21 protein-coding genes are annotated in these 21,486 nt (G+C 68.2%); 16 read left to right on the plus strand and 5 right to left on the minus strand.

Annotation, left to right across the window (positions count from 1 at the left end):
• Positions 1–39 precede the first annotated feature (39 nt).
• The 3 genes from ACZ5Z2_RS07700 to ACZ5Z2_RS07710 all read left to right on the plus strand — a co-directional run bounded on the left by ACZ5Z2_RS07700 (position 40) and on the right by ACZ5Z2_RS07710 (position 4,045).
• The gene (locus ACZ5Z2_RS07700; RefSeq protein ID WP_464761369.1) at positions 40–261 is read left to right on the plus strand and encodes a hypothetical protein; all 222 of its coding nucleotides are present in this window, start codon (positions 40–42) and stop codon (positions 259–261) included.
• A gap of 77 nt (positions 262–338) precedes the next feature.
• The gene (locus tag ACZ5Z2_RS07705) at positions 339–2,930 is read left to right on the plus strand and encodes a bifunctional aconitate hydratase 2/2-methylisocitrate dehydratase (protein WP_464761370.1); all 2,592 of its coding nucleotides are present in this window, start codon (positions 339–341) and stop codon (positions 2,928–2,930) included.
• 221 nt (positions 2,931–3,151) lie between these two features.
• Complete coding sequence (locus tag ACZ5Z2_RS07710) at positions 3,152–4,045, plus strand: LysR family transcriptional regulator (RefSeq protein ID WP_464761371.1); 894 nt, start codon at positions 3,152–3,154, stop codon at positions 4,043–4,045.
• 253 nt (positions 4,046–4,298) lie between these two features.
• On the opposite strand, the gene hflD is transcribed toward ACZ5Z2_RS07710, so the two are convergent.
• From hflD to ACZ5Z2_RS07725, 3 genes are read right to left on the minus strand one after another with little or no spacing between them, the layout of a single operon-like run.
• Positions 4,299–4,922, minus strand: a complete 624-nt coding sequence (gene hflD, locus ACZ5Z2_RS07715) for a high frequency lysogenization protein HflD (RefSeq protein WP_464761679.1) — start codon at positions 4,920–4,922, stop codon at positions 4,299–4,301.
• Positions 4,923–4,942: 20 nt separating this feature from the next.
• Positions 4,943–6,055, minus strand: a complete 1,113-nt coding sequence (mnmA, locus tag ACZ5Z2_RS07720; RefSeq protein WP_464761372.1) for a tRNA 2-thiouridine(34) synthase MnmA — start codon at positions 6,053–6,055, stop codon at positions 4,943–4,945.
• Positions 6,052–6,537 carry an NUDIX hydrolase gene (locus ACZ5Z2_RS07725; protein ID WP_464761373.1) on the minus strand — a complete coding sequence of 162 codons (486 nt, stop codon included), beginning with the start codon at positions 6,535–6,537 and terminating at the stop codon, positions 6,052–6,054. The genes mnmA and ACZ5Z2_RS07725 overlap by 4 nt, the downstream gene beginning before the upstream one ends.
• A 114-nt stretch (positions 6,538–6,651) precedes the next feature.
• Between ACZ5Z2_RS07725 and clpS the strand changes: the two genes are divergently transcribed.
• Positions 6,652–6,978 (plus strand): ATP-dependent Clp protease adapter ClpS, encoded by a 327-nt coding sequence (gene clpS, locus ACZ5Z2_RS07730; RefSeq protein ID WP_464761374.1) that lies wholly within the window; start codon positions 6,652–6,654, stop codon positions 6,976–6,978.
• Positions 6,979–7,040: 62 nt separating this feature from the next.
• Positions 7,041–9,311 (plus strand): ATP-dependent Clp protease ATP-binding subunit ClpA, encoded by a 2,271-nt coding sequence (clpA, locus tag ACZ5Z2_RS07735; protein ID WP_464761376.1) that lies wholly within the window; start codon positions 7,041–7,043, stop codon positions 9,309–9,311.
• 133 nt (positions 9,312–9,444) lie between these two features.
• On the opposite strand, the gene infA is transcribed toward clpA, so the two are convergent.
• Positions 9,445–9,663 carry a translation initiation factor IF-1 gene (infA, locus tag ACZ5Z2_RS07740; protein WP_077485337.1) on the minus strand — a complete coding sequence of 73 codons (219 nt, stop codon included), beginning with the start codon at positions 9,661–9,663 and terminating at the stop codon, positions 9,445–9,447.
• A gap of 101 nt (positions 9,664–9,764) precedes the next feature.
• Positions 9,765–10,040: a polyhydroxyalkanoic acid system family protein gene (locus ACZ5Z2_RS07745; RefSeq protein WP_464761377.1), complete on the minus strand. Its 276-nt coding sequence runs from the start codon at positions 10,038–10,040 to the stop codon at positions 9,765–9,767.
• 114 nt (positions 10,041–10,154) lie between these two features.
• Between ACZ5Z2_RS07745 and ACZ5Z2_RS07750 the strand changes: the two genes are divergently transcribed.
• The 11 genes from ACZ5Z2_RS07750 to truD all read left to right on the plus strand — a co-directional run bounded on the left by ACZ5Z2_RS07750 (position 10,155) and on the right by truD (position 21,402).
• Positions 10,155–10,922, plus strand: a complete 768-nt coding sequence (locus ACZ5Z2_RS07750; protein WP_464761378.1) for an FHA domain-containing protein — start codon at positions 10,155–10,157, stop codon at positions 10,920–10,922.
• Between the two features lie 203 nt (positions 10,923–11,125).
• Complete coding sequence (gene serC, locus ACZ5Z2_RS07755) at positions 11,126–12,211, plus strand: 3-phosphoserine/phosphohydroxythreonine transaminase (protein WP_464761379.1); 1,086 nt, start codon at positions 11,126–11,128, stop codon at positions 12,209–12,211.
• Positions 12,212–12,260: 49 nt separating this feature from the next.
• Entirely contained in the window at positions 12,261–13,349 is a 1,089-nt protein-coding gene (gene pheA / locus ACZ5Z2_RS07760) for a prephenate dehydratase (RefSeq protein ID WP_464761380.1), read from the plus strand.
• Positions 13,346–14,656: a 3-phosphoshikimate 1-carboxyvinyltransferase gene (aroA, locus tag ACZ5Z2_RS07765; protein WP_464761381.1), complete on the plus strand. Its 1,311-nt coding sequence runs from the start codon at positions 13,346–13,348 to the stop codon at positions 14,654–14,656. Before pheA ends, aroA begins: the two co-directional genes overlap by 4 nt.
• 150 nt (positions 14,657–14,806) lie before the next feature.
• Positions 14,807–16,477, plus strand: coding sequence for a CTP synthase (locus ACZ5Z2_RS07770; protein WP_464761382.1), 1,671 nt, complete (start codon positions 14,807–14,809; stop codon positions 16,475–16,477).
• Positions 16,474–17,307, plus strand: a complete 834-nt coding sequence (gene kdsA, locus ACZ5Z2_RS07775; RefSeq protein ID WP_464761383.1) for a 3-deoxy-8-phosphooctulonate synthase — start codon at positions 16,474–16,476, stop codon at positions 17,305–17,307. The genes ACZ5Z2_RS07770 and kdsA overlap by 4 nt, the downstream gene beginning before the upstream one ends.
• 41 nt (positions 17,308–17,348) lie before the next feature.
• Positions 17,349–18,662: a phosphopyruvate hydratase gene (gene eno, locus ACZ5Z2_RS07780; protein WP_464761384.1), complete on the plus strand. Its 1,314-nt coding sequence runs from the start codon at positions 17,349–17,351 to the stop codon at positions 18,660–18,662.
• A gap of 18 nt (positions 18,663–18,680) precedes the next feature.
• On the plus strand, positions 18,681–19,034 hold the full coding sequence (ftsB, locus tag ACZ5Z2_RS07785) for a cell division protein FtsB (RefSeq protein WP_464761385.1): 354 nt from the start codon (positions 18,681–18,683) through the stop codon (positions 19,032–19,034).
• Positions 19,031–19,723 carry a 2-C-methyl-D-erythritol 4-phosphate cytidylyltransferase gene (ispD, locus tag ACZ5Z2_RS07790; protein WP_464761386.1) on the plus strand — a complete coding sequence of 231 codons (693 nt, stop codon included), beginning with the start codon at positions 19,031–19,033 and terminating at the stop codon, positions 19,721–19,723. The genes ftsB and ispD overlap by 4 nt, the downstream gene beginning before the upstream one ends.
• 2 nt (positions 19,724–19,725) lie before the next feature.
• A complete protein-coding gene (ispF, locus tag ACZ5Z2_RS07795; RefSeq protein WP_464761681.1) occupies positions 19,726–20,199 on the plus strand; it encodes a 2-C-methyl-D-erythritol 2,4-cyclodiphosphate synthase in 474 nt (157 codons plus the stop codon).
• Positions 20,200–20,382: 183 nt separating this feature from the next.
• On the plus strand, positions 20,383–21,402 hold the full coding sequence (truD, locus tag ACZ5Z2_RS07800; protein ID WP_464761387.1) for a tRNA pseudouridine(13) synthase TruD: 1,020 nt from the start codon (positions 20,383–20,385) through the stop codon (positions 21,400–21,402).
• Positions 21,403–21,486: the final 84 nt, after the last annotated feature.

A 21,486-nucleotide genomic window follows, 5' to 3' on the forward strand; every position in this document is an offset into this window, starting at 1 on the left:
CTTGACTCCGGGGGTTCGAAATCTGGCGGTTGGTAATCCTTGGAATCCTACGCCACCGAACGTGAGCGGTATTGCAAGGCCGCCTTGCACGATATCGAACGCAGCCGGAAACAGGTTTCCGTTGCCGCTCATGCGGGGCGGCTGGCAAAATTGGCGGCTGATGAGCTTCTGATCCTGCTCGTCATCCCGGCGAAGGCCGGGATCCAGTGCCTTCGGGTCATCGAGTGCAGCGTCACTGGATTCCTGCCTGCGCAGGAATGACGGACATGAAGCCAGTCGCCGCCATTCGCTCCCCTGCACGCAGGAGAGCCGCCAATCCCCGCCACAGGACGAGCCACATGCTTACCGCCTATCGCCAACATGCTGCCGAGCGCGCCGCGCTGGGTATCCCGCCGCTGCCGTTGTCGGCCCAGCAGACCGCCGAGCTGGTCGAACTGCTGAAGAACCCGCCGGCTGGCGAAGAGGCTTTCCTCGTCGACCTGATCGCCAACCGCGTGCCGGCCGGCGTGGACGACGCGGCCAAGGTCAAGGCTTCCTACCTGGCGGCGGTGGCGTTCGGCACCGAGCAGTGCGCTCTGATTTCGCGCGAGAAGGCCACCGAGCTGCTGGGCACCATGCTGGGCGGCTACAACATCCATCCGCTGATCGAACTGCTCGACGACGCGCAGGTCGGCACCGTGGCCGCCAACGCGCTCAAGCACACCCTGCTGATGTTCGACGCCTTCCACGACGTGAAGGAAAAGGCCGACCAGGGCAACGCCAACGCCAAGGCCGTGCTGCAGAGCTGGGCCGACGCCGAGTGGTTCACCAGCAAGCCGGAAGTGCCCGCGAGCCTCACCATCACCGTGTTCAAGGTGCCAGGCGAAACCAACACCGACGACCTGTCGCCCGCACCCGACGCCACCACGCGCCCGGACATCCCGATGCACGCGCTGGCCATGCTGAAGAACAAGCGCGACGGCGCCCCGTTCCAGCCGGAAGAAGATGGCAAGCGCGGCCCGATCCAGCTGATCCAGGATCTCGCCAAGCAGGGTCACCTGGTGGCCTACGTGGGTGACGTAGTCGGCACCGGCTCCAGCCGCAAGTCCGCCACCAACTCCGTGCTGTGGTGGACGGGCGAGGACATTCCCTTCATCCCGAACAAGCGTTTCGGTGGCGTGTGCCTGGGCAGCAAGATCGCCCCGATCTTCTACAACACGATGGAAGACGCCGGTGCGCTGCCGATCGAGCTCGACGTTTCCAAGATGGAGATGGGCGACGTCGTCGAGCTGCGACCCTACGACGGCAAGGCGCTGAAGAACGGCGAAGTGATCGCCGAATTCAAGGTGAAGTCCGACGTGCTGTTCGACGAAGTGCGCGCCGGCGGCCGCATTCCGCTGATCATCGGTCGCGGCCTCACCGCCAAGGCGCGCGAAGCGCTGGGCCTGCCGGTGTCCACCCTGTTCCGCCTGCCGCAGCAGCCGGCCGATACCGGCAAGGGTTTCACGCTGGCGCAGAAGATGGTGGGTCGTGCGGTCGGCCTGCCGGAAGGCCAGGGCGTGCGCCCGGGCACCTACTGCGAGCCGAAGATGACCTCGGTGGGTTCGCAGGACACCACCGGCCCGATGACCCGCGATGAGCTGAAGGATCTGGCCTGCCTGGGCTTCTCGGCCGACCTGGTGATGCAGTCGTTCTGCCACACCGCCGCCTACCCGAAGCCGGTGGACGTGAAGACCCACCACACGCTGCCGGAATTCATCAGCACCCGCGGCGGCATCTCGCTGCGCCCGGGTGACGGCGTGATCCACAGCTGGCTCAACCGCATGCTGCTGCCCGACACCGTCGGCACCGGCGGCGACAGCCACACGCGCTTCCCGATCGGTATCTCGTTCCCCGCTGGCTCGGGCCTGGTGGCCTTTGCCGCCGCCACCGGCGTGATGCCACTGGACATGCCGGAATCGGTACTGGTGCGCTTCAAGGGCGAGCTGCAGCCGGGCGTCACCCTGCGTGACCTGGTCAACGCCATCCCGCTGTATGCGATCAAGCAGGGCTTGCTGACCGTCGCCAAGCAGGGCAAGAAGAACATCTTCTCGGGCCGCATCCTGGAGATCGAGGGCCTACCGAACCTGAAGGTGGAGCAGGCGTTCGAGCTGTCCGATGCCTCGGCCGAGCGCTCGGCGGCCGGCTGCACGGTGCACCTGGACAAGGCGCCGATCATCGAATACATCAACAGCAACATCACCCTGCTCAAGGTGATGATCGCCCAGGGCTACAAGGATCCGCGCAGCCTGGAGCGCCGCATCAAGGCGATGGAAGCGTGGCTGGCCAACCCGCAACTGCTGGAGCGCGATGCCGACGCCGAATACGCCGCCGTCATCGAGATCGACCTGGCCGACGTGCACGAGCCCATCGTGGCCTGCCCGAACGACCCGGACGACGTGAAGACGCTGAGCGACGTGGCCGGTGCCACCATTGACGAAGTGTTCATCGGCTCGTGCATGACGAACATCGGTCACTTCCGCGCGGCGGCCAAGCTGCTGGAAGGCAAGCGCGACATCCCGACCAAGCTGTGGGTGGCCCCGCCGACCAAGATGGACGCCAGCGAGCTGACCAACGAAGGCGTCTACGGCACCTTCGGCACTGCCGGCGCGCGCATGGAGATGCCGGGCTGCTCGCTGTGCATGGGCAACCAGGCGCAGGTGCGCGAGGGCGCCACGGTGTTCTCCACCTCCACCCGCAATTTCCCCAACCGCCTCGGCAAGAACTCCAACGTGTACCTGGGCTCGGCCGAACTCGCCGCGATCTGCTCGCGCCTCGGCCGCATCCCGACCAAGGACGAGTACATGGCCGACATCGGCGTCATCAACGCCAACGGCGAGAAGATCTACCGCTACATGAACTTCGACAAGATCCAGGACTACAAGGAAGTCGCGGATACCGTCGCGGCGTAAGCCTGCCTATCCCCTCTCCCGCTTGCGGGAGAGGGGCGGGGGAGAGGGCTCCTGCGAAGCGTGCGCGGAGTTTTCCCGCAAGCCTGCAATACGCGCTTCGACCGTACCCTCACCCCAACCCCTCTCCCGGCGGGAGAGGGGCTTGAATCCAGACGAAGCCCGGCCGCGCGCCGGGCTTCGTCGTTTATGCTTCGCCCATGGCGGCAACCACGGGCGCACGGATGATCTCTTCGCACATTTCGGCGATCTCGCTGCGCGACCTGATGATGGTGCAGGCGGTGCATCGCCACGGCAGCTTCAACAGCGCGGCGCGGGCCATGCACATCAGCCCGTCCGGGCTGTCGCACCAGGTGCAGAAGGTGGAGCAGGCGCTGGGCGCGCCGCTGTTCGAGCGCGGCGGGCGCAAGGTGGTGCCGACGGCGGGCGGCCACCGGCTGCTGGAGCGCATCGACGCCGTGATCGCCACGGCAGAATTGCTGCAGCAGACCGCCCGCGCCGGCGCCGTGGCCTTTGGCGGCGAGTTGCGGCTGGGCGTGCCGGCCTCGCTGGGGCCGTACCTGCTGCCGCACCTGATCGCGCCGTTCCCGCAGCATTTCCCGGGCGTGCGGCTTGGCATTTCAGAGGGCAAGCCGCGCGGCCTGCTGCGCCGCCTGCACGAGGCGGAACTGGACGCCGTGCTGGCGCCGCTGGCACCGCTGGCCAGCGGCATCGCCATGCAGCCGCTGTTCTTCGAGCCGTGGGAGGCGATGCTGCGCGCCGACCACCCGCTGGCCGGCCGCCGCAGCGTGGCGCTGGAGCAGTTGGAAAAGGCGGATGCGATCCTGATGGCCGAGAGCCACGCCGACGGCGACGGTCACGTGCAGGACGTGAGCCTGGAAAGCCTGGCCGCCCTGGTCAGTCTGCGCGGCGGGCACGCACTGGTGCCCGCGCTGGCGCACGAACGGCTGGCCTCCAAGCCCGACATCGTGCTGGCGAAGATCAAGGGGCAGGCGCAGGGCCGCGAGATCGCGCTGTATTGGCGCGAAGCTACGCCGTGGGGCGCCGACCTTGCGGCCTTCGCCAAGCTGCTGCGCGCCCTGGCGAAGCAGTTGCCGGGGTTGAAACTGCTCGGCTAGCGGGTCGGAACAGCGTCTGCCGTGCCGCTGTCTGGCCCCTCTCCCTGCGGGAGAGGGGTTGGGGTGAGGGTACGGCTGGAACGTGCCAGCGAGTCTTGCTGCAAGGTTCATCACCGCGCCTTGCCCGTACCCTCATCCGGCGCTGCGCGCCACCTTCATTCGGCACTTCCTTGTGCCTCACCCTTCGGGCGGCTCCGCCGTGCAAATCGGCATTCCTGCCGATTTGTCTCCCGGAGGGAGAAGGGAAAGGCGGCTATCGACCGCCCAGCGTGGAACCCGTGAGCAGGCCGCGTGCCAGCATGCTGCACTGCTTGCGGAACAGCAGCAGTTGCCATTGGCGGCCACCGAGCTGGCGCCACAGCACCGCCGAGCGCACTGCCGCGAGCAAGTTGCTGCGCACCTTCTCGACGACGGCCGGCTGCTGCAGGTGCTGCGGGTTGCCGTTGACCATCACGCGCGGACGCAGGGTGGACAACGTGGAGGCGTACAGTTCGGCCAGCCGCGCGGTGACCTGGCTGGAACCCTGGCCGAAATGTTCGGCCTGCCGTTGCGCGGCGCGGATGCCCTGCTGCAGGCGGTCGAGCAGCTCCGGCCGGCCGGACAGGTTGCGTTCCAGCCGCATCACGGTCATCGCCATGCGCGTCACCGCCATGTCGTCGCTGCTTTCGTCGAGCTGGGACACCAGGGTGCGCAGGCCCAGCCGCACGCTGGCGATGTTGCCGTACACGCCGACCACCGAAGGCGCGTCGATGCGGAACACGCTGGCGATGCCCGCATCCATCGCGGTTTCGTCGCAGCGGCCCTGGTTGGCCAGCTGCTGCGCCAGCGCGCAGGCCTGGTAGAGGCCGGCCAGCGCCAGCACGCGTTCCTCGTTCATCGCAAAAGCGTCAAGCACCGTCAGTTCTCGTTTCGGATAGGGGGCAAACCGCCGAAGGGGGCGTCGGTGGCGGCGATCACCGCGCCGCCGAGGCAGGCTTCGCCGTCGTAGAGCACCACCGACTGGCCGGGCGTCACCGCGCGCTGGGGGACGTCGAAGCGGACTTCGAGGCCGTCGTCCAGCACGCGCACCTCGCAGCCCTGGTCGGCCTGGCGATAGCGGGTCTTGGCGGTGCAGCGGAAACGTTCGGCCGGTGCGCGGCCGGCCACCCAGGTCGGCGCCTCGCTGTGCAGCGTGCGTGAGTCCAGCCAGCGGTTGGCGTTGCCCTGCGCCACGTAGAGCACGTTGGCCGCCACGTCCTTGCCCACCACGTACCACGGTTCGCCGCTGGCGCCGTGGCGGCCGCCTATCCCTAAGCCGTTGCGCTGGCCCAGCGTGTAGTACATCGCGCCCTGGTGTTCGCCGACCAGCTCGCCGTCGGGCGTGCGCATCTCGCCGGGACGGCCCGGAATGTATTGCGCGAGGAAGCTGCGGAAGTCGCGCTCGCCGATGAAGCAGATGCCGGTGGAATCCTTCTTCGCGTGGGTTGGCAGGTCGGCGGCCAGCGCCAGCTCGCGCACCCGCGACTTCTCGATCTCGCCCACCGGGAACAGCGTGGCGGCGAGCTGCGCCTGGCCCAGCGCGTGCAGGAAGTAGGTCTGATCCTTGGCCGCGTCCACCGCGCGCAGCAGGCGGTATTCGCCGTCCACGCAGCCTACGCGGGCGTAGTGGCCGGTGGCGATCTTCTCCGCACCCAGCGCATGCGCCTCGTCCAGGAAGGTCTTGAACTTGATCTCGCGGTTGCACAGCACGTCGGGGTTGGGCGTGCGGCCCGCGCGGTATTCGGCGAGGAAGTGCTCGAACACCCCGTCCCAGTATTCGGCGGCGAAGTTGCGCGCGTGGAAGGGAATGCCCAGCCGGCCGCACACCGCCACGGCGTCCTTGCGGTCGGCGTCGGCGGTGCAGGGGCCGGAGCGGTCGTCCTCTTCCCAGTTCTGCATGAACATGCCATCGACCGCATGGCCGGCCTGCTTGAGCAGCAGCGCCGCCACCGAGGAGTCGACGCCGCCGGAAATGCCCAGCATCACCCTCATGGCGTGGCGCCGTGCGGCCAGGCGTGCAGCACGTCCAGCGGGAAACGGGCGCCGGCCAGCCAGGCGTCGATGCTTTCCAGCACCAGCGGACTGCGCAGGCGCTCGCCCAGCGCGGCGATCCCGGCGCGATCCAGCCACAGCGCGCGGCGGATGCCGGCGTCCAGCGGCCGCGACGGATCGTGGCCGACGGGGCGCGCGGCGAAGCTGAAGCGGATCACGCCCTCGCCGTGCTCGGTGCTGCGCCACTGATGCACGCCGATCAGGTGGGTGGGCTGCACCGTCCAGCCGGTTTCCTCCAGCGTCTCGCGCACGGCGGCGTCGACCAGCCGCTCGCGGTCTTCGAGATGTCCGGCGGGCTGGTTGTACGCCAGACGGCCGTTCACCTCCTCCTCGACCATCAAGTAGCGCGCGCCGTCGGCCACCACGCAGGCCACGGTGACGTGCGGGCGCCAGACGGCGTCGTTGGTGGAGACAGGCGGCATCGGGGGCTGGGGACTGGAAAAGGCGACATTGTGCCACTACATCCCCGTGCGGTCGCCGCGGGGCCGGGAAGTGGCGCGGCGTATACTTGCAACCGTCGAACGAACATCGTCAACATGGCCAACGAACACGAAAACGAACAAGAAAACGGCCACGGCCTGGCGCTGCGCACCGCCAAGCCCGAGGTGGCGCGACCGCCGCTGTTCCAGGTGGTGCTGCTGAACGACGATTTCACGCCGATGGACTTCGTGGTCGAGGTGCTGCGCAGCTTCTTCGGGCTGGATCAGGAGCGCGCGGTGCAGGTGATGCTCCACGTGCATACCCGCGGCAAGGGCGTGTGCGGCGTGTTTACCCGCGAGGTGGCCGAGACCAAGGTCACCCAGGTCAACGAATATTCACGCTCGCATCAGCATCCACTGTTGTGCACTATGGAAAAGCTCTGAGCGACCCCATTTCGTAGCCAACGCGGTTACGCCGCCCAGCCATTGCAACGGAGACGGTCCGGATGTTCAGCAAGGATCTCGAAGTCACCATCGGCCAGTGCTACAAGCAGGCCCGCGAGCAGCGCCACGAGTACATGACCGTGGAGCACCTGCTGCTCGCGCTCACCGTCAACCAGTCCGCGCTGGGCGCGCTGCGCGCCTGCGGCGTGGATCTGCCGCGACTGACCCACGAGCTGGAGAAGGTCATCGCCGAAACCGTGCCGGTGCTGCCGCACGGCGACGAGCGCGACACCCAGCCCACGCTGGGCTTCCAGCGCGTGCTGCAGCGCGCGGTCTACCACGTGCAGTCCTCCGGGCGGAAGGAGGTCACCGGCGCCAACGTGCTGGTGGCGATCTTCGGCGAGAAGGATTCCCACGCCGTGTATTTCCTGCACCAGCAGGAGATCACCCGGCTGGACGTGGTCAACTACATCTCGCACGGCATCGCCAAGGTGGGCGAGGAGCCGGCCGCGGGCACGTCCGGCGGCGAGCGCGAAGGCGAGGAGGGCGGCGAGTCCAAGGGCAATCCGCTCGCCGAGTTCGCCAGCAACCTCAACGAGCGCGCGCTGGAAGGCAAGATCGACCCGCTGATCGGCCGCGCCGACGAGATCGAGCGCACCATCCAGGTGCTGTGCCGCCGACGCAAGAACAACCCGCTCTACGTGGGCGACGCCGGCGTGGGCAAGACTGCGCTGGCCGAGGGACTGGCCAAGCGCATCGTGGACGGCGAGGTGCCCGAGGTGCTGGAAAGCGCCACGATCTGGTCGCTCGACCTGGGCGCGCTGGTGGCCGGCACCAAGTACCGCGGCGACTTCGAGAAACGCCTGAAGGGCGTGATCGCCCAGCTCAAGAAGCAGCCGGGCGCGATCCTGTTCATCGACGAGATTCACACCATCATCGGCGCTGGCTCCGCCTCGGGCGGCACCATGGACGCCAGCAACCTGATCAAGCCGCTGCTGGCCTCCGGCGAGCTGCGCTGCATCGGCTCGACCACGTTCCAGGAATACCGCGGCGTGTTCGAGAAGGACCGCGCGCTGGCCCGCCGCTTCCAGAAGATCGACGTGGTCGAGCCCTCGGTGGCCGACAGTATCGAGATCCTCAAGGGCCTGCGCTCGCGCTTCGAGGAGCACCACAACGTCATCTACACCAACGAGTCGCTGAAGGCGGCGGTGGATCTGTCGGTGAAGCACATCCCCGACCGCCTGCTGCCGGACAAGGCGATCGACGTGATCGACGAGGCCGGCGCCCGCCAGCGCCTGCTGCCCGTGGATCAGCGCACCGGCAAGGTGGACGTGCCCGAGGTGGAATACATCGTCGCCAAGATGGCGCGCATCCCGGCCAAGCAGGTGTCGGCCTCCGACCGCGACGTGCTGAAGAACCTGGAGCGCAACCTCAAGATGGTGGTGTTCGGCCAGGACGCGGCGATCGAGGCGCTGGCCGCCTCGATCAAGATGGCGCGCTCCGGCCTGGCCGACCCGGCCAAGCCGATCGGCAGCTTCCTGCTAGCCGGCCCCACCGGCGTGGGCAAGACCGAGGTCACCCGCCAGCTCGCCATGCAGCTGGGCATCGAGATGATCCGCTTCGACATGTCCGAGTACATGGAGGCGCACTCGGTGTCGCGCCTGGTTGGCGCGCCCCCGGGCTACGTGGGCTTCGACCAGGGCGGCCTGCTGACCGAGGCGGTGACCAAGCACCCGCACGCGGTGCTGCTGCTGGACGAGATCGAGAAGGCGCACCCGGACGTCTACAACATCCTGCTGCAGGTGATGGATCGCGGCGTGCTCACCGACACCAACGGGCGCGAGGCCAACTTCAAGAACGTGATCCTGGTGATGACCACCAACGCCGGCGCGGCGCAGGCGGCGCGGCGCAGCATCGGCTTCGTGGAGCAGAGCCACCGCACCGACTCGATGGAGGTGATCCGCCGCGCGTTCACGCCGGAGTTCCGCAACCGCCTCGATGCGATCATCCAGTTCAACGCGCTGGACTTCGAGCACATCCTGCGCGTGGTGGACAAGTTCCTGATCGAGCTGGAGGCGCAGCTGGCCGACAAGCGCGTCAGCCTGGACGTGGACGCCGAGGCCCGCCGCTGGCTGGCCGAGCACGGCTTCGACGCCCAGATGGGCGCCCGCCCGATGGCGCGGGTGATCCAGGAGAAGGTGAAGCGCGCGCTGGCCGACGAGCTGCTGTTCGGCAAGCTGGCCGAAGGCGGCAAGGTCACGCTGGGCGTGAAGGACGGCGAGCTCGCGGTGGATTGCGAAGAAGCCGAGAAGGTGCCCGCCGTCGTCGAGTGATCGCGGGTTTCAGGCAACACAAAAGGCCGCGCGATGCGCGGCCTTTCCACATCATTTTGCGATCATCCCTGATCGCGAAAGTCACACGGGCAGCCATCCATGGCTGCACTTTTCATCCGGTGCGGCTGCCGCCTTACTTCATGCGGTAGGTGATCCGCCCCTTGCTCAGGTCGTACGGGGTCATCTCGATCTTGACCTTGTCGCCCGTGAGGATGCGGATGTAATGCTTGCGCATGCGCCCGGAGATGTGGGCGATGACAACGTGCCCGTTCTCCAGTTGCACGCGGAACATGGTGTTGGGCAGGGTTTCGAGAACCGTGCCTTCCATTTCGATGACGTCGTCTTTGGCCATGTGTTCCGGGTCGGAGAGCGGCCTCGGTGGCCGCACAAGCCGGCGATTATGCCACGGCAACGCGCCTGGTCAAAATTGGCCGCCGAGGATCGCCGGATCGCTCAGGCGAAGTGCTCGTCCAGCTTGCGCCGGATCTCCTGCTCGACCATGCCCTTGAGCGGCGACAGCAGCAGGCCCAGCTCGGCGCGCACGCGGATCGCGTCGCCGCCCACCGCGATCTGGCCGTTCACGCCGGGGCGGGAGAAATGCAGGGTGTCGCCCTCCCAGCGGCCCGCGATGTCGAACTTCTCGTGCATGCGCGCAGCCACCTTCTCGACCACGGCGCGCGCTTCCGGCAGCGGCAGGTTGTGGGGGCGTTGGATGTCGATGCTGGGCATGCGCTGGGCTCCGGGGGAGACGGGCATGATAAGCCATGCGCGCGGCATGCAAGTGCGGGGCTGGCGCTCAGGAACCGCATGCTAGAGTGCCGCGGTCGATGGATTGGTACGGCGATGCGCATCGAGTTTCTCCACTCCGCCCGCGAGGATTTCCCGTGGACGGCACCCCAACTGCGGATAGGCAGCGCGGCTGACAACGACCTGGTCTTGTCGGCCAGACAGGCTGCGCCGCGGCACCTGCGCATCGAACAGGATCAGCGTGGCTGGGTGCTGGCGGTGCTGCCCTCGGCCACGCGCGTGTACGTGAACGCGCGACCGGTGCGCGAGCGCGCCTTGTTGCGCCCCGGCGACATGCTGAGCGTGGGCGATTGCCGCATGCTGTTGCGCGACGACGTGTCGCCGGAACGGCGTGAAACAATGGTGGCGCCGGCGCAGGCGCGTGGCACCGCGGCGTTGCGTGCGCTGGCCGGCACCTTGTCCGGGCGCGTGTTGCCTGTGGGCGAAGGCCTGGAACTCGGGCCTTATGGCCGCCTTCCGCTGGAACTGCCGCAGGGCGAAACAGCCAGCCTGAAACTGGACTGGCAGGACGACTGCCTGGTGCTCGAGGTGGCGCAAGCCTCCGCCGCCTGGCCGCTGCGCGTGAACGGCGCGACGATGCAGCGCGTGGCGCTGCGGCCCGGCGACCAGATCAGCCTCGGGCCCCACCGTTTCGTGCTCGATGCGCCGGGCATGGAGGCCGAGCCCGTGGTCGCGGCGCCCGGGCCGGCCCTGCCAGCCCTGCCTGAAGACGCCGCCGGCCCGCGCGGCGAAGTGTGGTGGCTGATCGTCACCGCCGCGGTGCTGGCGCTGGGCATCGCACTGGTGCTGTGGATCCGTTTTTGATGCGTGATTCCTGCGATCGTCCATGATCGCGAAAGTCAAACGGGCGGCCATCCCTGGCCGCACTGCTCAAGCCCTGCAATCACCATGGTCGCGGGAATCAAATGGGCGGCCATTCCTGGCCGTATTGTTCAATGTGGCTCCCATTGACGGCTCCATGCTGCGGCGCGCCATAATGCGGTGATTGCAGTCACGGGGAGCCATTGGTGAGCCAGGTGTGGAATTTCAGTGCGGGTCCGGCGGCGCTGCCGCGCGAGGTGCTCGAGCGCGCGCAGCGCGAGTTGCTGGACTGGAACGGCAGCGGCATGTCGGTGATGGAGCAGTCGCACCGCGGCAAGCGCTTCATCGCGATGGCGGCGCAGGTGGAGGCCGACCTGCGCGAACTGGCCGCGATCCCGGACGACTACGCCGTGCTGTTCCTGCAGGGCGGCGCCACCCAGCATTTCGCGCAGATCCCGATGAACCTGGCGGGCGAGGGCGACAGCGCCGACTACATCGTCAACGGCCACTGGGGCGAGAAGGCCGCGAACGAAGCCGCGCCCTACGTGCGCGTGAACGTGGCCGCCAGCAGCAAGGGCGAAGGCTACCGCCGCCTGCCGCCGCGCGCGGAGTGGCAGTTCGACCCGCGCGCTGCCTACGTGCACTACACGCCGAACGAAACCATCCACGGCGTGCAGTTCCACGAGGCGCCCGACACCGGCGACGTGCCGCTGGTGGCGGACATGTCCTCCGACATCCTCTCGGCGCCCATCGACGTGCGCCGCCACGGGCTGATCTACGCCGGCGCGCAGAAGAACATCGGCCCCTCCGGCCTGGTGCTGATGATCGCGCGCCGCGACCTGCTGGCGCGCGCCGCGCGGCCGATGGCGAAGATCTTCCGCTACGCCGAGCATGCCGCCGCCGATTCCATGCTCAACACGCCCAACACCTGGGGCTGGTACCTCGCCGGGCTCACCTTCCAGTGGCTGAAGGAACAGGGCGGCCTCGCCGCGATGGGCGAGCGCAACCGCGGCAAGGCCGAGCGGCTGTACGCGGCCATCGACGGCTCCGGCGGCTATTACCGCAACGCGATCGATCCCGCCGCGCGCTCGCGCATGAACGTGCCGTTCACACTGCATGACAGCGCGCTGGACGCGCCGTTCCTGGCCGAGTCCGAGGCCGCCGGCCTGGTCGCGCTGAAGGGCCACAAGGCGCTGGGCGGCATGCGCGCCTCGCTCTACAACGCCGTGCCGCCGGAGGCGGTGGATGCGCTGGTCGCCTTCATGCGCGACTTCGCGGCGCGACACGGTTGAGCCTTTCAGGCATCATGCATTTGGCCTTCCATCCGTCCAGACATCCATCATGACCGAAAGCAAGACCTCGCTGTCCGGAGTGCGCGAGCGCATCGACAGCATCGACCGGCAGATCCAGGAGCTGATCTCCGAGCGCGCGAAGCGGGCACAGGAAGTGGCGCGGGTCAAGGGCGAGGGTCTGTCCGCCATCGACTACTACCGCCCCGAGCGCGAGGCGCACGTGCTGCGCATGGTGGTCGACCGCAACCAGGGGCCGCTGTCGGACGCCGAGATGGTGCGGCTGTTCCGCGAGATCATGTCCTCCTGCCTGGCGCAGGAAGACCCGCTGAAGATCGGCTACCTCGGCCCGGAAGGCACCTTCAGCGAGCAGGCGGTACGCAAGCACTTCGGCCACGCCGCCTACGGCCTGCCGCTGGGCAGCATCGAGGAGGTGTTCCAGGAAGTGGCAGCCGGCCATGCCGACTTCGGCGTGGTGCCGGTGGAGAATTCGGGGCAGGGCATGATCCAGGTGACGCTGGACATGTTCCTCACCTCCGACGCGCGCATCTGCGGCGAGGTGGAGCTGCGCGTGCACCAGTGCCTGCATTCGATGGCGCCCGACCTGGAATCGATCAAGCGCGTGTATGCGCACGCGCAGTCGCTGCAGCAGTGCAAGACTTGGCTGCGCATGAACCTTCCGAATGTGACCTGCGAGGCGGTGGGCAGCAATGCCGAGGCCGCGCGGCTGGCACGCCATGCCGACGACGCCGGCGCCATCGCCGGCGAGACGGCCGGCAAGGTGTACGGCCTGAGGACGCTGGCCACCGGCATCGAGGATCGCGCCGACAACACCACGCGCTTCCTGGTCATCGGTCGCTCGCTGTTCCCGCCGTCGGGCAACGATCGCACCTCGCTGCTGATCACGGTGAACGACCAGCCCGGCGCGCTGTACCACGTGCTCAGCCCGTTCGCCGCGCACGGCGTGAGCCTCAACCGCATCGAGTCGCGCCCCGCGCACTCGGGCAAGTGGCAGTACGCGTTCTTCATCGACGTCTCCGGCCACATCCAGGACGAGGCCTTGCAGGCGGCGGTGAAGGAGATCGAACAATCGGTGGCGCAGTTGCGCGTGCTCGGTTCCTACCCGGTGGCGCTGCCTTGAGCGCGCGGCTGGATTGGAGCAGCCGCGCCGGCGGGCCGCTGCGCGGCAGCGTGGGCGTACCGGGTGACAAGTCGGTTTCGCATCGTGCATTGATGTTCGGCGCGCTGGCCGAAGGCACGTCGCGCATCCGCGGTTTCCTCGAAGGCGAGGACACCCGCGCTACCGCCGCCGTGTTGCAACAGCTCGGCGTGCGCATCGAGACGCCGGCCGAGGGCGAGCGCATGGTGCACGGCGTGGGCCTGCACGGTCTGCGCGCCAGCGCGCATGAACTGGATTGCGGCAACGCCGGTACCGGCATGCGCCTGCTGGCTGGCCTGCTGGCCGGGCAGGCATTCGACAGCACCCTTGTCGGCGACGCCTCGTTGTCGAAGCGGCCGATGCGCCGCGTCACCGAGCCGCTGGCCGCGATGGGCGCGCGCATCGACACGCAAACCGGCCTGCCGCCGCTGCATGTGCGCGGCGGCCAGCGCCTGCACGGCATCCGCTATGAGCTGCCGGTGGCTAGCGCGCAGGTGAAGTCCGCGCTGTTGCTGGCCGGCCTGTATGCGGAAGGCGAGACCGAAGTCATCGAGCCGCATCCCACGCGCGACTACACCGAGCGCATGCTGGCCGCGTTCGGCTGGCCGATCGCGTTCGAGCCGGGACGGGCGAAGCTGTCCGGCGGCCACGCGCTGCGCGCCACCGACGTGGACGTGCCGGCGGATTTCTCCTCGGCCGCGTTCTTCCTGGTTGCCGCCAGCATCGTGCCCGGCTCCGAACTGCGCCTGCCGGCGGTGGGTCTCAACCCGCGCCGCACCGGCCTGCTGGAAGCACTGCGCCTGATGGGCGCGGACATCCGCATCGAGAACGAGAAAACCAGCGGCGGCGAGCCGGTGGGCGACCTGCTGGTTCGCCACGCGCCGCTGCACGGCGTCGAGCTGCCCGAGGCGCTGGTGCCGGACATGATCGACGAATTCCCCGCGCTGTTCGTCGCAGCGGCGGTGGCCGAGGGCCACACCCTGATCCGCGGCGCCGCCGAGCTGCGCGTCAAGGAGTCCGACCGCCTCGCCACCATGGCGACCGGCCTGCGCGCGCTGGGCATCACGGTGGACGAGATGCCGGACGGCGCCACTATCCACGGTGGCACGCTCGCCGGCGGCGCGGTGGAAAGCCTCACCGACCACCGCATTGCGATGAGCTTCGCGGTGGCCGGGCTGGTGGCACAGGCGCCGGTGCGCATCAACGACTGCCGCCACGTGGCCACCTCGTTCCCGGGTTTCATGGCGTTGGCCAACGGTTGCGGTTTCGCGCTGGGAGTCGCCGATTGAGCGGAGCGGCGCTTCACTGGCCCCTGTTTTCGTCGGCTGGAGCGGGGCGGGTGGTGGCAATCGCAATTCCCGATGAATCTTCCGGCGCCTGCATCTCGCGGTGAGAGCCGTCTGCCGCTAAAATGCGACTTTCCAGCACGGCTGCATCCCATGACCCCCCTGATTTTCGTCACCGGCGGTGTGGTGTCCTCGCTTGGCAAGGGCATCGCCGCGGCGTCGCTGGCTTCCATCCTGGAAGCGCGTGGCCTTTCGGTCACCATGATGAAGCTCGACCCCTACATCAACGTCGACCCGGGCACCATGAGCCCGTTCCAGCACGGCGAGGTGTACGTGACCGACGACGGCGCCGAGACCGACCTTGACCTGGGCCACTACGAGCGCTTCGTCCATACCCGGCTCACCGGCAAGAACTCGATCACCACCGGCAAGATCTACGAGTCGGTGATCCGCAAGGAGCGCCGCGGCGACTACCTGGGCGCCACCGTGCAGGTGATCCCGCACATCACCGACGAGATCAAGCACTGCATCCACGAGGCCACCCGCGGCTTCGACGTGGCGCTGGTGGAGATCGGCGGCACGGTGGGCGACATCGAGTCGCTGCCGTTCCTGGAGGCGATCCGCCAGTTGCGCATCGAGCACGGCCCGGAGAAGTGCCTGTTCATGCACCTCACCCTGGTGCCCTTCATCAAGGCCGCCGGCGAAATCAAGACCAAGCCGACCCAGCACTCGGTGAAGGAGCTGCGCTCCATCGGCATCCAGCCGGACATCCTGCTGTGCCGCAGCGAGCAGCCGCTGCCCGAGGGCGAGCGCCGCAAGATCGCCCTGTTCACCAACGTGCCCGAGAACGCCGTGATCAGCGCGGTGGACGTGGACGTGATCTACAAGACCCCGCTGTGGCTGCACCAGCAGGGCCTGGACGAGATCGTGGTGAAGCGGCTCGCTCTGGATGCGAAGCCGGCCGACCTCTCCGGCTGGCAGCGCACGGTGGATGCCGTGGTGCACCCGAAGGACGAGGTCACCGTGGCCATCGTCGGCAAGTACGTTGAACACAAGGACGCCTACAAGTCGCTGGGCGAAGCGCTGCGCCACGGCGGCATCAAGCAGCAGACGCGCGTGAACCTGCAGTGGATCGATTCCGAGCAGGTCGAGGCCGAAGGCGCCGCCAAGGTGCTGGGCGGCGCGGACGCGATCCTGGTGCCCGGCGGCTTCGGCAAGCGCGGCTTCGAGGGCAAGGTGCTGTCGGCGAAGTACGCCCGTGAGCACGGCGTACCGTACTTCGGCATCTGCTACGGCATGCACGCGGCGGTGGTGGATTTCGCCCGCCACGTGGCCGGGCTGGCCGACGCCGATTCCAGCGAGAACGACCGCAACACGCCGAACCCGGTGATCGCGCTGATCACCGAGTGGACCACGGCCGCCGGCGAAGTCGAGCAGCGCAGCGAGCGCTCCGACCTCGGCGGCACCATGCGCCTGGGCGCGCAGGAATGCCGCCTCAAGGCCGGCACGCTGGCGCGCGAGATGTACGGCCAGGACGTGGTGCGCGAGCGCCATCGCCACCGCTACGAATTCAACAACCGCTACCGCCAGAGCTTCGAGGATCGTGGCCTGGTGATCTCCGGCAAGTCGATGGACGACCTGCTGGTGGAGATCGTCGAGCTGCCGCAGCAGAAGCACCCGTGGTTCCTCGGTTGTCAGGCGCATCCGGAATTCACCTCCACGCCGCGCGACGGCCACCCGCTGTTCATCGGCTTCGTGCACGCCGCGCGCGAGTACAAGGCCGTGCGCGACGGCGCAAAGCTGGCGAAGGAGCACGTCGCATGAGGCTGTGCGGCTTCGAGGTCGGCCTGGACAAGCCGCTGTTCCTGATCGCCGGCCCCTGCGTGGTCGAGTCCGAGCAGCTGCAGCTGGACACTGCCGGCACGCTGAAGGAAATCACCAACAGGCTCGGCATCCACTTCATCTTCAAGTCCAGCTTCGACAAGGCCAACCGCTCCTCCGGCACCAGCTTCCGCGGGCCGGGCATGGAAGAGGGCCTGCGCATCCTTGGCGAGGTGAAGCGCCAGGTCGGCGTGCCGGTGCTCACCGACGTGCACGAATACACCCCGTTCGCCGAGGTCGCGTCGGTGGTGGACGTGCTGCAAACGCCGGCCTTCCTGTGCCGGCAGACCGATTTCATCCAGGCGGTGGCCCGCGCCGGCAAGCCGGTGAACATCAAGAAGGGCCAGTTTCTCGCGCCGTGGGACATGAAGAACGTGGTCGACAAGGCCAAGGCCGTCGGCAACGACGCCATCATGGTCTGCGAGCGCGGCGCCAGCTTCGGCTACAACAACCTCGTCTCCGACATGCGCAGCCTGAGCGCGATGCGCGACACCGGCTGCCCGGTGGTGTTCGACGCCACGCACTCGGTGCAGTTGCCTGGCGGGCAGGGCACCAGCTCCGGCGGCCAGCGCGAGTTCGTGCCGGTGCTGGCGCGCGCGGCGGTGGCGGCGGGCGTGGCCGGCCTGTTCGCCGAGACGCATCCCGACCCCTCCAAGGCGCTCAGCGACGGCCCCAACGCCTGGCCGTTGGGCAAGATGGAAGCCTTGCTGGAAACCCTGCTTGAACTGGATGCCGTGACCAAGCGCCACGGTTTTCTCGAAAACACCCTGTAAATCCGCGTTGCCCCTCCCCACTGCTGAAGGATTGCCGCCGCATGAGTACCGACATCACCCGCATCCACGCCCGTGAAATCCTCGACTCGCGCGGCAACCCCACGCTGGAGGCCGAGGTCACCCTGGCGGGCGGCGGCTTCGGTCGCGCCGCGGTACCCAGCGGCGCCAGCACCGGCACGCGCGAGGCGGTGGAGCTACGCGACGGCGACAAGTCGCGCTACGGCGGCAAGGGCGTGAAGAACGCCGTGGCCAACGTCAACAACTCCATCGCCAGCGAGCTGAAGGGCTTCGACGCCGCCAACCAGGGCGGGCTGGACGCCAAGCTGATCCAGCTCGACGGCACTCCGAACAAGGGCAAACTGGGCGCCAATGCGATCCTCGGCGTGTCGATGGCCGCCGCGCACGCCGTGGCGGCGCAGCGCAAGCAGGCGCTGTGGCGGTACCTCGCTGAGATCAACGGCACCACCGGCAAGCCCGGTGCGTTGCCGGTGCCGATGATGAACATCATCAACGGCGGCGCGCATGCCGACAACAACGTCGACGTGCAGGAGTTCATGGTGCTGCCGGTGGGCGTACCCAGCTTCGCCGAGGCGCTGCGCGCCGGCGCGGAGATCTTCCACGCGCTGAAGAGCGTGCTGAAGGGCAAGGGCCTCAACACCGCGGTGGGCGACGAGGGCGGCTTCGCGCCGAACCTGCGCTCCAACGTGGAGGCGATCGATACCATCCTCGAAGCGGTGAACAAGGCCGGCTACAAGGTGGGCAGCGAGATCCTGCTCGGCCTCGACGCGGCCAGCTCGGAGTTCTTCAAGGACGGCAAGTACGACCTGGAAGGCGAGGGCAAGGTCTATACCCCCGAGCAGTGGGTGGACGTGTTGGCCAGCTGGGCCAGGCAGTACCCCATCGTCACCATCGAGGACGGCATGGCCGAAGGCGACTGGGCCGGCTGGAAGCTGCTCACCGACGCCATCGGCAAGACCACCCAGGTGGTGGGCGACGACCTGTTCGTCACCAACCCGGCGATCTTCAAGGAAGGCATCGACAAGGGCATCGCCAACGCGATCCTGATCAAGGTCAACCAGATCGGCACGCTGTCCGAGACGCTGGAAGCCATCGCCATGGCCGACGCGGCGAAGTACGCGGCGATCATCTCGCACCGCTCGGGCGAGACCGAGGACACCACCATCGCCGACATCGCGGTGGCCACCACGGCGACGCAGATCAAGACCGGCTCGCTGTGCCGCACCGACCGCGTGGCCAAGTACAACCAGCTGCTGCGCATCGAGGAAGCGCTGGGCGCGTCGGCGGTCTACGCCGGCCGCAACGCCTTCCCGAACCTCGCGCATCTGCCGGGCTGACGGAAGCGCGCACCGTCCATGCTGCGCTGGATCGCCCTCGTCCTGGTGCTGTTGTTGATCGGACTGCAGGTGAAACTGTGGTCCGCGCACGGCGGCGTGCACGAGGTGGATGCCTTGCGCGTGGCCATCAAGAAGCAGGCGGACGAGAACGATCGCCTGCAGCAGCGCAACCAGGCGCTGGCCGCCGACGTGGCCGACCTGAAGAACGGCAACCAGGCCATCGAGGCGCGCGCGCGCACCGGGCTGGGCCTGATCAAGCCCGGCGAGGTGTTCTACCAGGTGGACAACCAGCCGGCAGGCGCAAGCAGCAGCTTGCCCCTGCCGCCGCCTGCCCGTCCCGTTGGCGTCGTGACTGGCGGCGTCGTCAGATGAACGCAGCCTTGTGGTGCGTGGTGCCTGCCGCTGGCCGCGGCACGCGCATGGGCGCCGATTGCCCCAAGCAGTATCTGCCGCTGGCCGGCAAGCCGCTGATCGCACATACGCTGGAGCGGCTGGCGGCGCATCCGCGCATCGCCGGGCTGATGGTGGTACTGGGCGCGCGGGACGAACTCTGGCCCGGCATTACCAGCCTGCATGGCAAGCCGGTGCGCATCGCCATCGGCGGCGCCGAGCGCAGCGATTCGGTGCTGGCCGGGATCGAGGCCTTGCCTTCTGACGTGGGCAACGCCGATTTCGTGCTGGTGCACGACGCCGCACGCCCCTGCGTGCGCGCGAACGACATCGCGCGCCTGATCGAACGCGCTTCCGAGGCGGATGGCGGCCTGCTGGGCGCGCCGTTGCGCGACACGCTGAAGCGCGCCGGCGAAGGCGGCTGCAGCCTCGCCACCGAACCGCGCGAGCAGCGCTGGCGCGCATTCACGCCGCAGATGTTCCGTCGCGGCGAACTGGTTGCCGCGCTGCGTGCCGTGGCGCGCGACGGCCGCGCGGTCAGCGACGAGGCGATGGCGATGGAACTGGCCGGCTTCCGGCCGCTGCTGGTCGAAGGCGCCGAGGACAACATCAAGGTCACCACGGCGGCGGATCTCGCGCTGGCCGAATTCCTGCTGGCGAGGACGGCATGAGCATGCGCATAGGCAACGGCTTCGACGTGCACGCCTTCGGCGAAGGCGACCACGTCACCCTGGGCGGCGTGCGTATTCCCCATGCGCGCGGGCTGGTCGCGCACTCCGACGGCGACGTGGCGATCCATGCGCTGTGCGACGCCATCTTCGGCGCGCTGGCGCTGGGCGACATCGGCAAGCACTTTCCGCCCTCCGACGAACGCTGGCGCAACGCCGACAGCCGCCAGTTCCTGCGCCACGCCGCGGCGCTGATGGCGCAGCACGGCTACGCACTGGGCAACGCCGACGTCACCGTGATCTGCGAATCGCCCAAGGTCGGCCCGCACGCGCAGGCCATGCGCGAGAATCTGGCCGCCGACCTCGGCTGCCGGCTCGACCAGGTCAGCGTCAAGGCCACCACCACCGAAAAACTCGGCTTTACCGGCCGCGGCGAAGGCATCGCCGCCCAGGCCTGCGTGTTGCTGGAACGTCGCTAGCTTTTGCTCGTCATCCCGGCGCAGGCCCACTGTTGTCCGGAATAATTTTGAACATTCGTGGCCGCGCTTTTGCTCGTCATTCCGGCGCAGGCCGGAATCCAGTTGCTGTGCGGCTTGAGCAAGCATGATCGCTGCTGGATCCCGGCCTGCGCCGGGATGACAACTTTGCATTTCGAGGCAACCATGTCCGATTTCGAACTTCCCTTTGCCCATGGTGCGGCACCGCCTTTGACGGGGCGCCTTCGACTTGCCCATGAGGATTTCCTCGTCGAGGAAATCCTGGGCTACGACGCCGACGGCAGCGGCGAGCACGCGTTGCTGTGGGTGGAGAAGCGTGGCGCCAACACCGACTGGCTGGCGCGGGAGCTGGCGAAATTCGCCGGTGTGCCGCCGCTGGCCGTGGGCTATGCGGGCCTGAAGGATCGCCACGCGGTCACCCGCCAGGCCTTCACCGTGCAACTCGCCGGTAAGCCCGATCCCGACTGGTCGGCCTTCCCGCACGAGAACGTGAAAGTGCTGGCCGCCACCCGTCATGGCCGCAAGCTCAAGCGCGGCGCCTTGCGCGGCAACCGCTTCGTGCTGGTGCTGCGCGAGGTGCAGGGCGAGCGCGAACGCGCCGGGCAGGTGCTGGCCGCCATCGCCGCGCGCGGCGTGCCCAACTACTTCGGCGAGCAGCGTTTCGGTCGCGAAGGCGGCAACCTGGATCAGGCGCGTGCGATGTTCGCGGGGCGCCGGGTGGATCGCGACAAGCGCGGTTTCCTGCTTTCCGCCGCGCGCTCGCAGATCTTCAACAGCGTGCTCGCGGCGCGCGTCGAGCGTGGCACCTGGGATGCGCCGCTGGACGGCGAGATCTGGTCGCTGGCCGGCTCGCGCTCGTGGTTCGGGCCGGAGCCGTACGGCGACGTGCTGGCCGAGCGCCTGGCGCGCGGCGACATTCATCCCTCGGGCCCGCTATGGGGGCAGGGCGAGCCGCCTGCCACGGGCGAGGTCGGTGCGCTGGAACGCGAAATCGCCGCGGCGCACGACGATCTCGCGCAAGGCCTTGCCGCCGCGCGCATGGATCAGGAGCGCCGCCCGCTGCGCTTGCTGCCGAAAGACCTGCGCTGGCATTGGCTGGCCGACGATGCGCTGGAGTTGTCGTTCGAGTTGCCGGCAGGGGCGTATGCCACGGTGGTGGCGCGGGAGGTGGCGGCTGCGCCTTAGTTCGCTTGATGGCATCCGTCAGGCGAGAGCAACAGCGCCATGCTTGATTGATCCCCGAAGTGTATCCTGCACTTCGGGGATTCG

The sequence above is a fragment of the Rhodanobacter sp. G1 genome, from assembly GCF_055397855.1.

What these genes read in the sequence shown, in the direction of transcription:
- ACZ5Z2_RS07705 (WP_464761370.1), top strand. Translation starts at nt 339, where the DNA reads ATGCTTACCGCCTATCGCCAACATGCTGCCGAGCGCGCCGCGCTGGGT.
- ACZ5Z2_RS07710 (WP_464761371.1), top strand. Translation starts at nt 3,152, where the DNA reads ATGATCTCTTCGCACATTTCGGCGATCTCGCTGCGCGACCTGATGATG.
- hflD (WP_464761679.1), bottom strand. Translation starts at nt 4,922, where the DNA reads ATGAACGAGGAACGCGTGCTGGCGCTGGCCGGCCTCTACCAGGCCTGC.
- mnmA (WP_464761372.1), bottom strand. Translation starts at nt 6,055, where the DNA reads ATGAGGGTGATGCTGGGCATTTCCGGCGGCGTCGACTCCTCGGTGGCG.
- ACZ5Z2_RS07725 (WP_464761373.1), bottom strand. Translation starts at nt 6,537, where the DNA reads ATGCCGCCTGTCTCCACCAACGACGCCGTCTGGCGCCCGCACGTCACC.
- clpS (WP_464761374.1), top strand. Translation starts at nt 6,652, where the DNA reads ATGGCCAACGAACACGAAAACGAACAAGAAAACGGCCACGGCCTGGCG.
- clpA (WP_464761376.1), top strand. Translation starts at nt 7,041, where the DNA reads ATGTTCAGCAAGGATCTCGAAGTCACCATCGGCCAGTGCTACAAGCAG.
- infA (WP_077485337.1), bottom strand. Translation starts at nt 9,663, where the DNA reads ATGGCCAAAGACGACGTCATCGAAATGGAAGGCACGGTTCTCGAAACC.
- ACZ5Z2_RS07745 (WP_464761377.1), bottom strand. Translation starts at nt 10,040, where the DNA reads ATGCCCAGCATCGACATCCAACGCCCCCACAACCTGCCGCTGCCGGAA.
- ACZ5Z2_RS07750 (WP_464761378.1), top strand. Translation starts at nt 10,155, where the DNA reads ATGCGCATCGAGTTTCTCCACTCCGCCCGCGAGGATTTCCCGTGGACG.
- pheA (WP_464761380.1), top strand. Translation starts at nt 12,261, where the DNA reads ATGACCGAAAGCAAGACCTCGCTGTCCGGAGTGCGCGAGCGCATCGAC.
- ACZ5Z2_RS07770 (WP_464761382.1), top strand. Translation starts at nt 14,807, where the DNA reads ATGACCCCCCTGATTTTCGTCACCGGCGGTGTGGTGTCCTCGCTTGGC.
- kdsA (WP_464761383.1), top strand. Translation starts at nt 16,474, where the DNA reads ATGAGGCTGTGCGGCTTCGAGGTCGGCCTGGACAAGCCGCTGTTCCTG.
- eno (WP_464761384.1), top strand. Translation starts at nt 17,349, where the DNA reads ATGAGTACCGACATCACCCGCATCCACGCCCGTGAAATCCTCGACTCG.
- ftsB (WP_464761385.1), top strand. Translation starts at nt 18,681, where the DNA reads ATGCTGCGCTGGATCGCCCTCGTCCTGGTGCTGTTGTTGATCGGACTG.
- ispD (WP_464761386.1), top strand. Translation starts at nt 19,031, where the DNA reads ATGAACGCAGCCTTGTGGTGCGTGGTGCCTGCCGCTGGCCGCGGCACG.
- ispF (WP_464761681.1), top strand. Translation starts at nt 19,726, where the DNA reads ATGCGCATAGGCAACGGCTTCGACGTGCACGCCTTCGGCGAAGGCGAC.
- truD (WP_464761387.1), top strand. Translation starts at nt 20,383, where the DNA reads ATGTCCGATTTCGAACTTCCCTTTGCCCATGGTGCGGCACCGCCTTTG.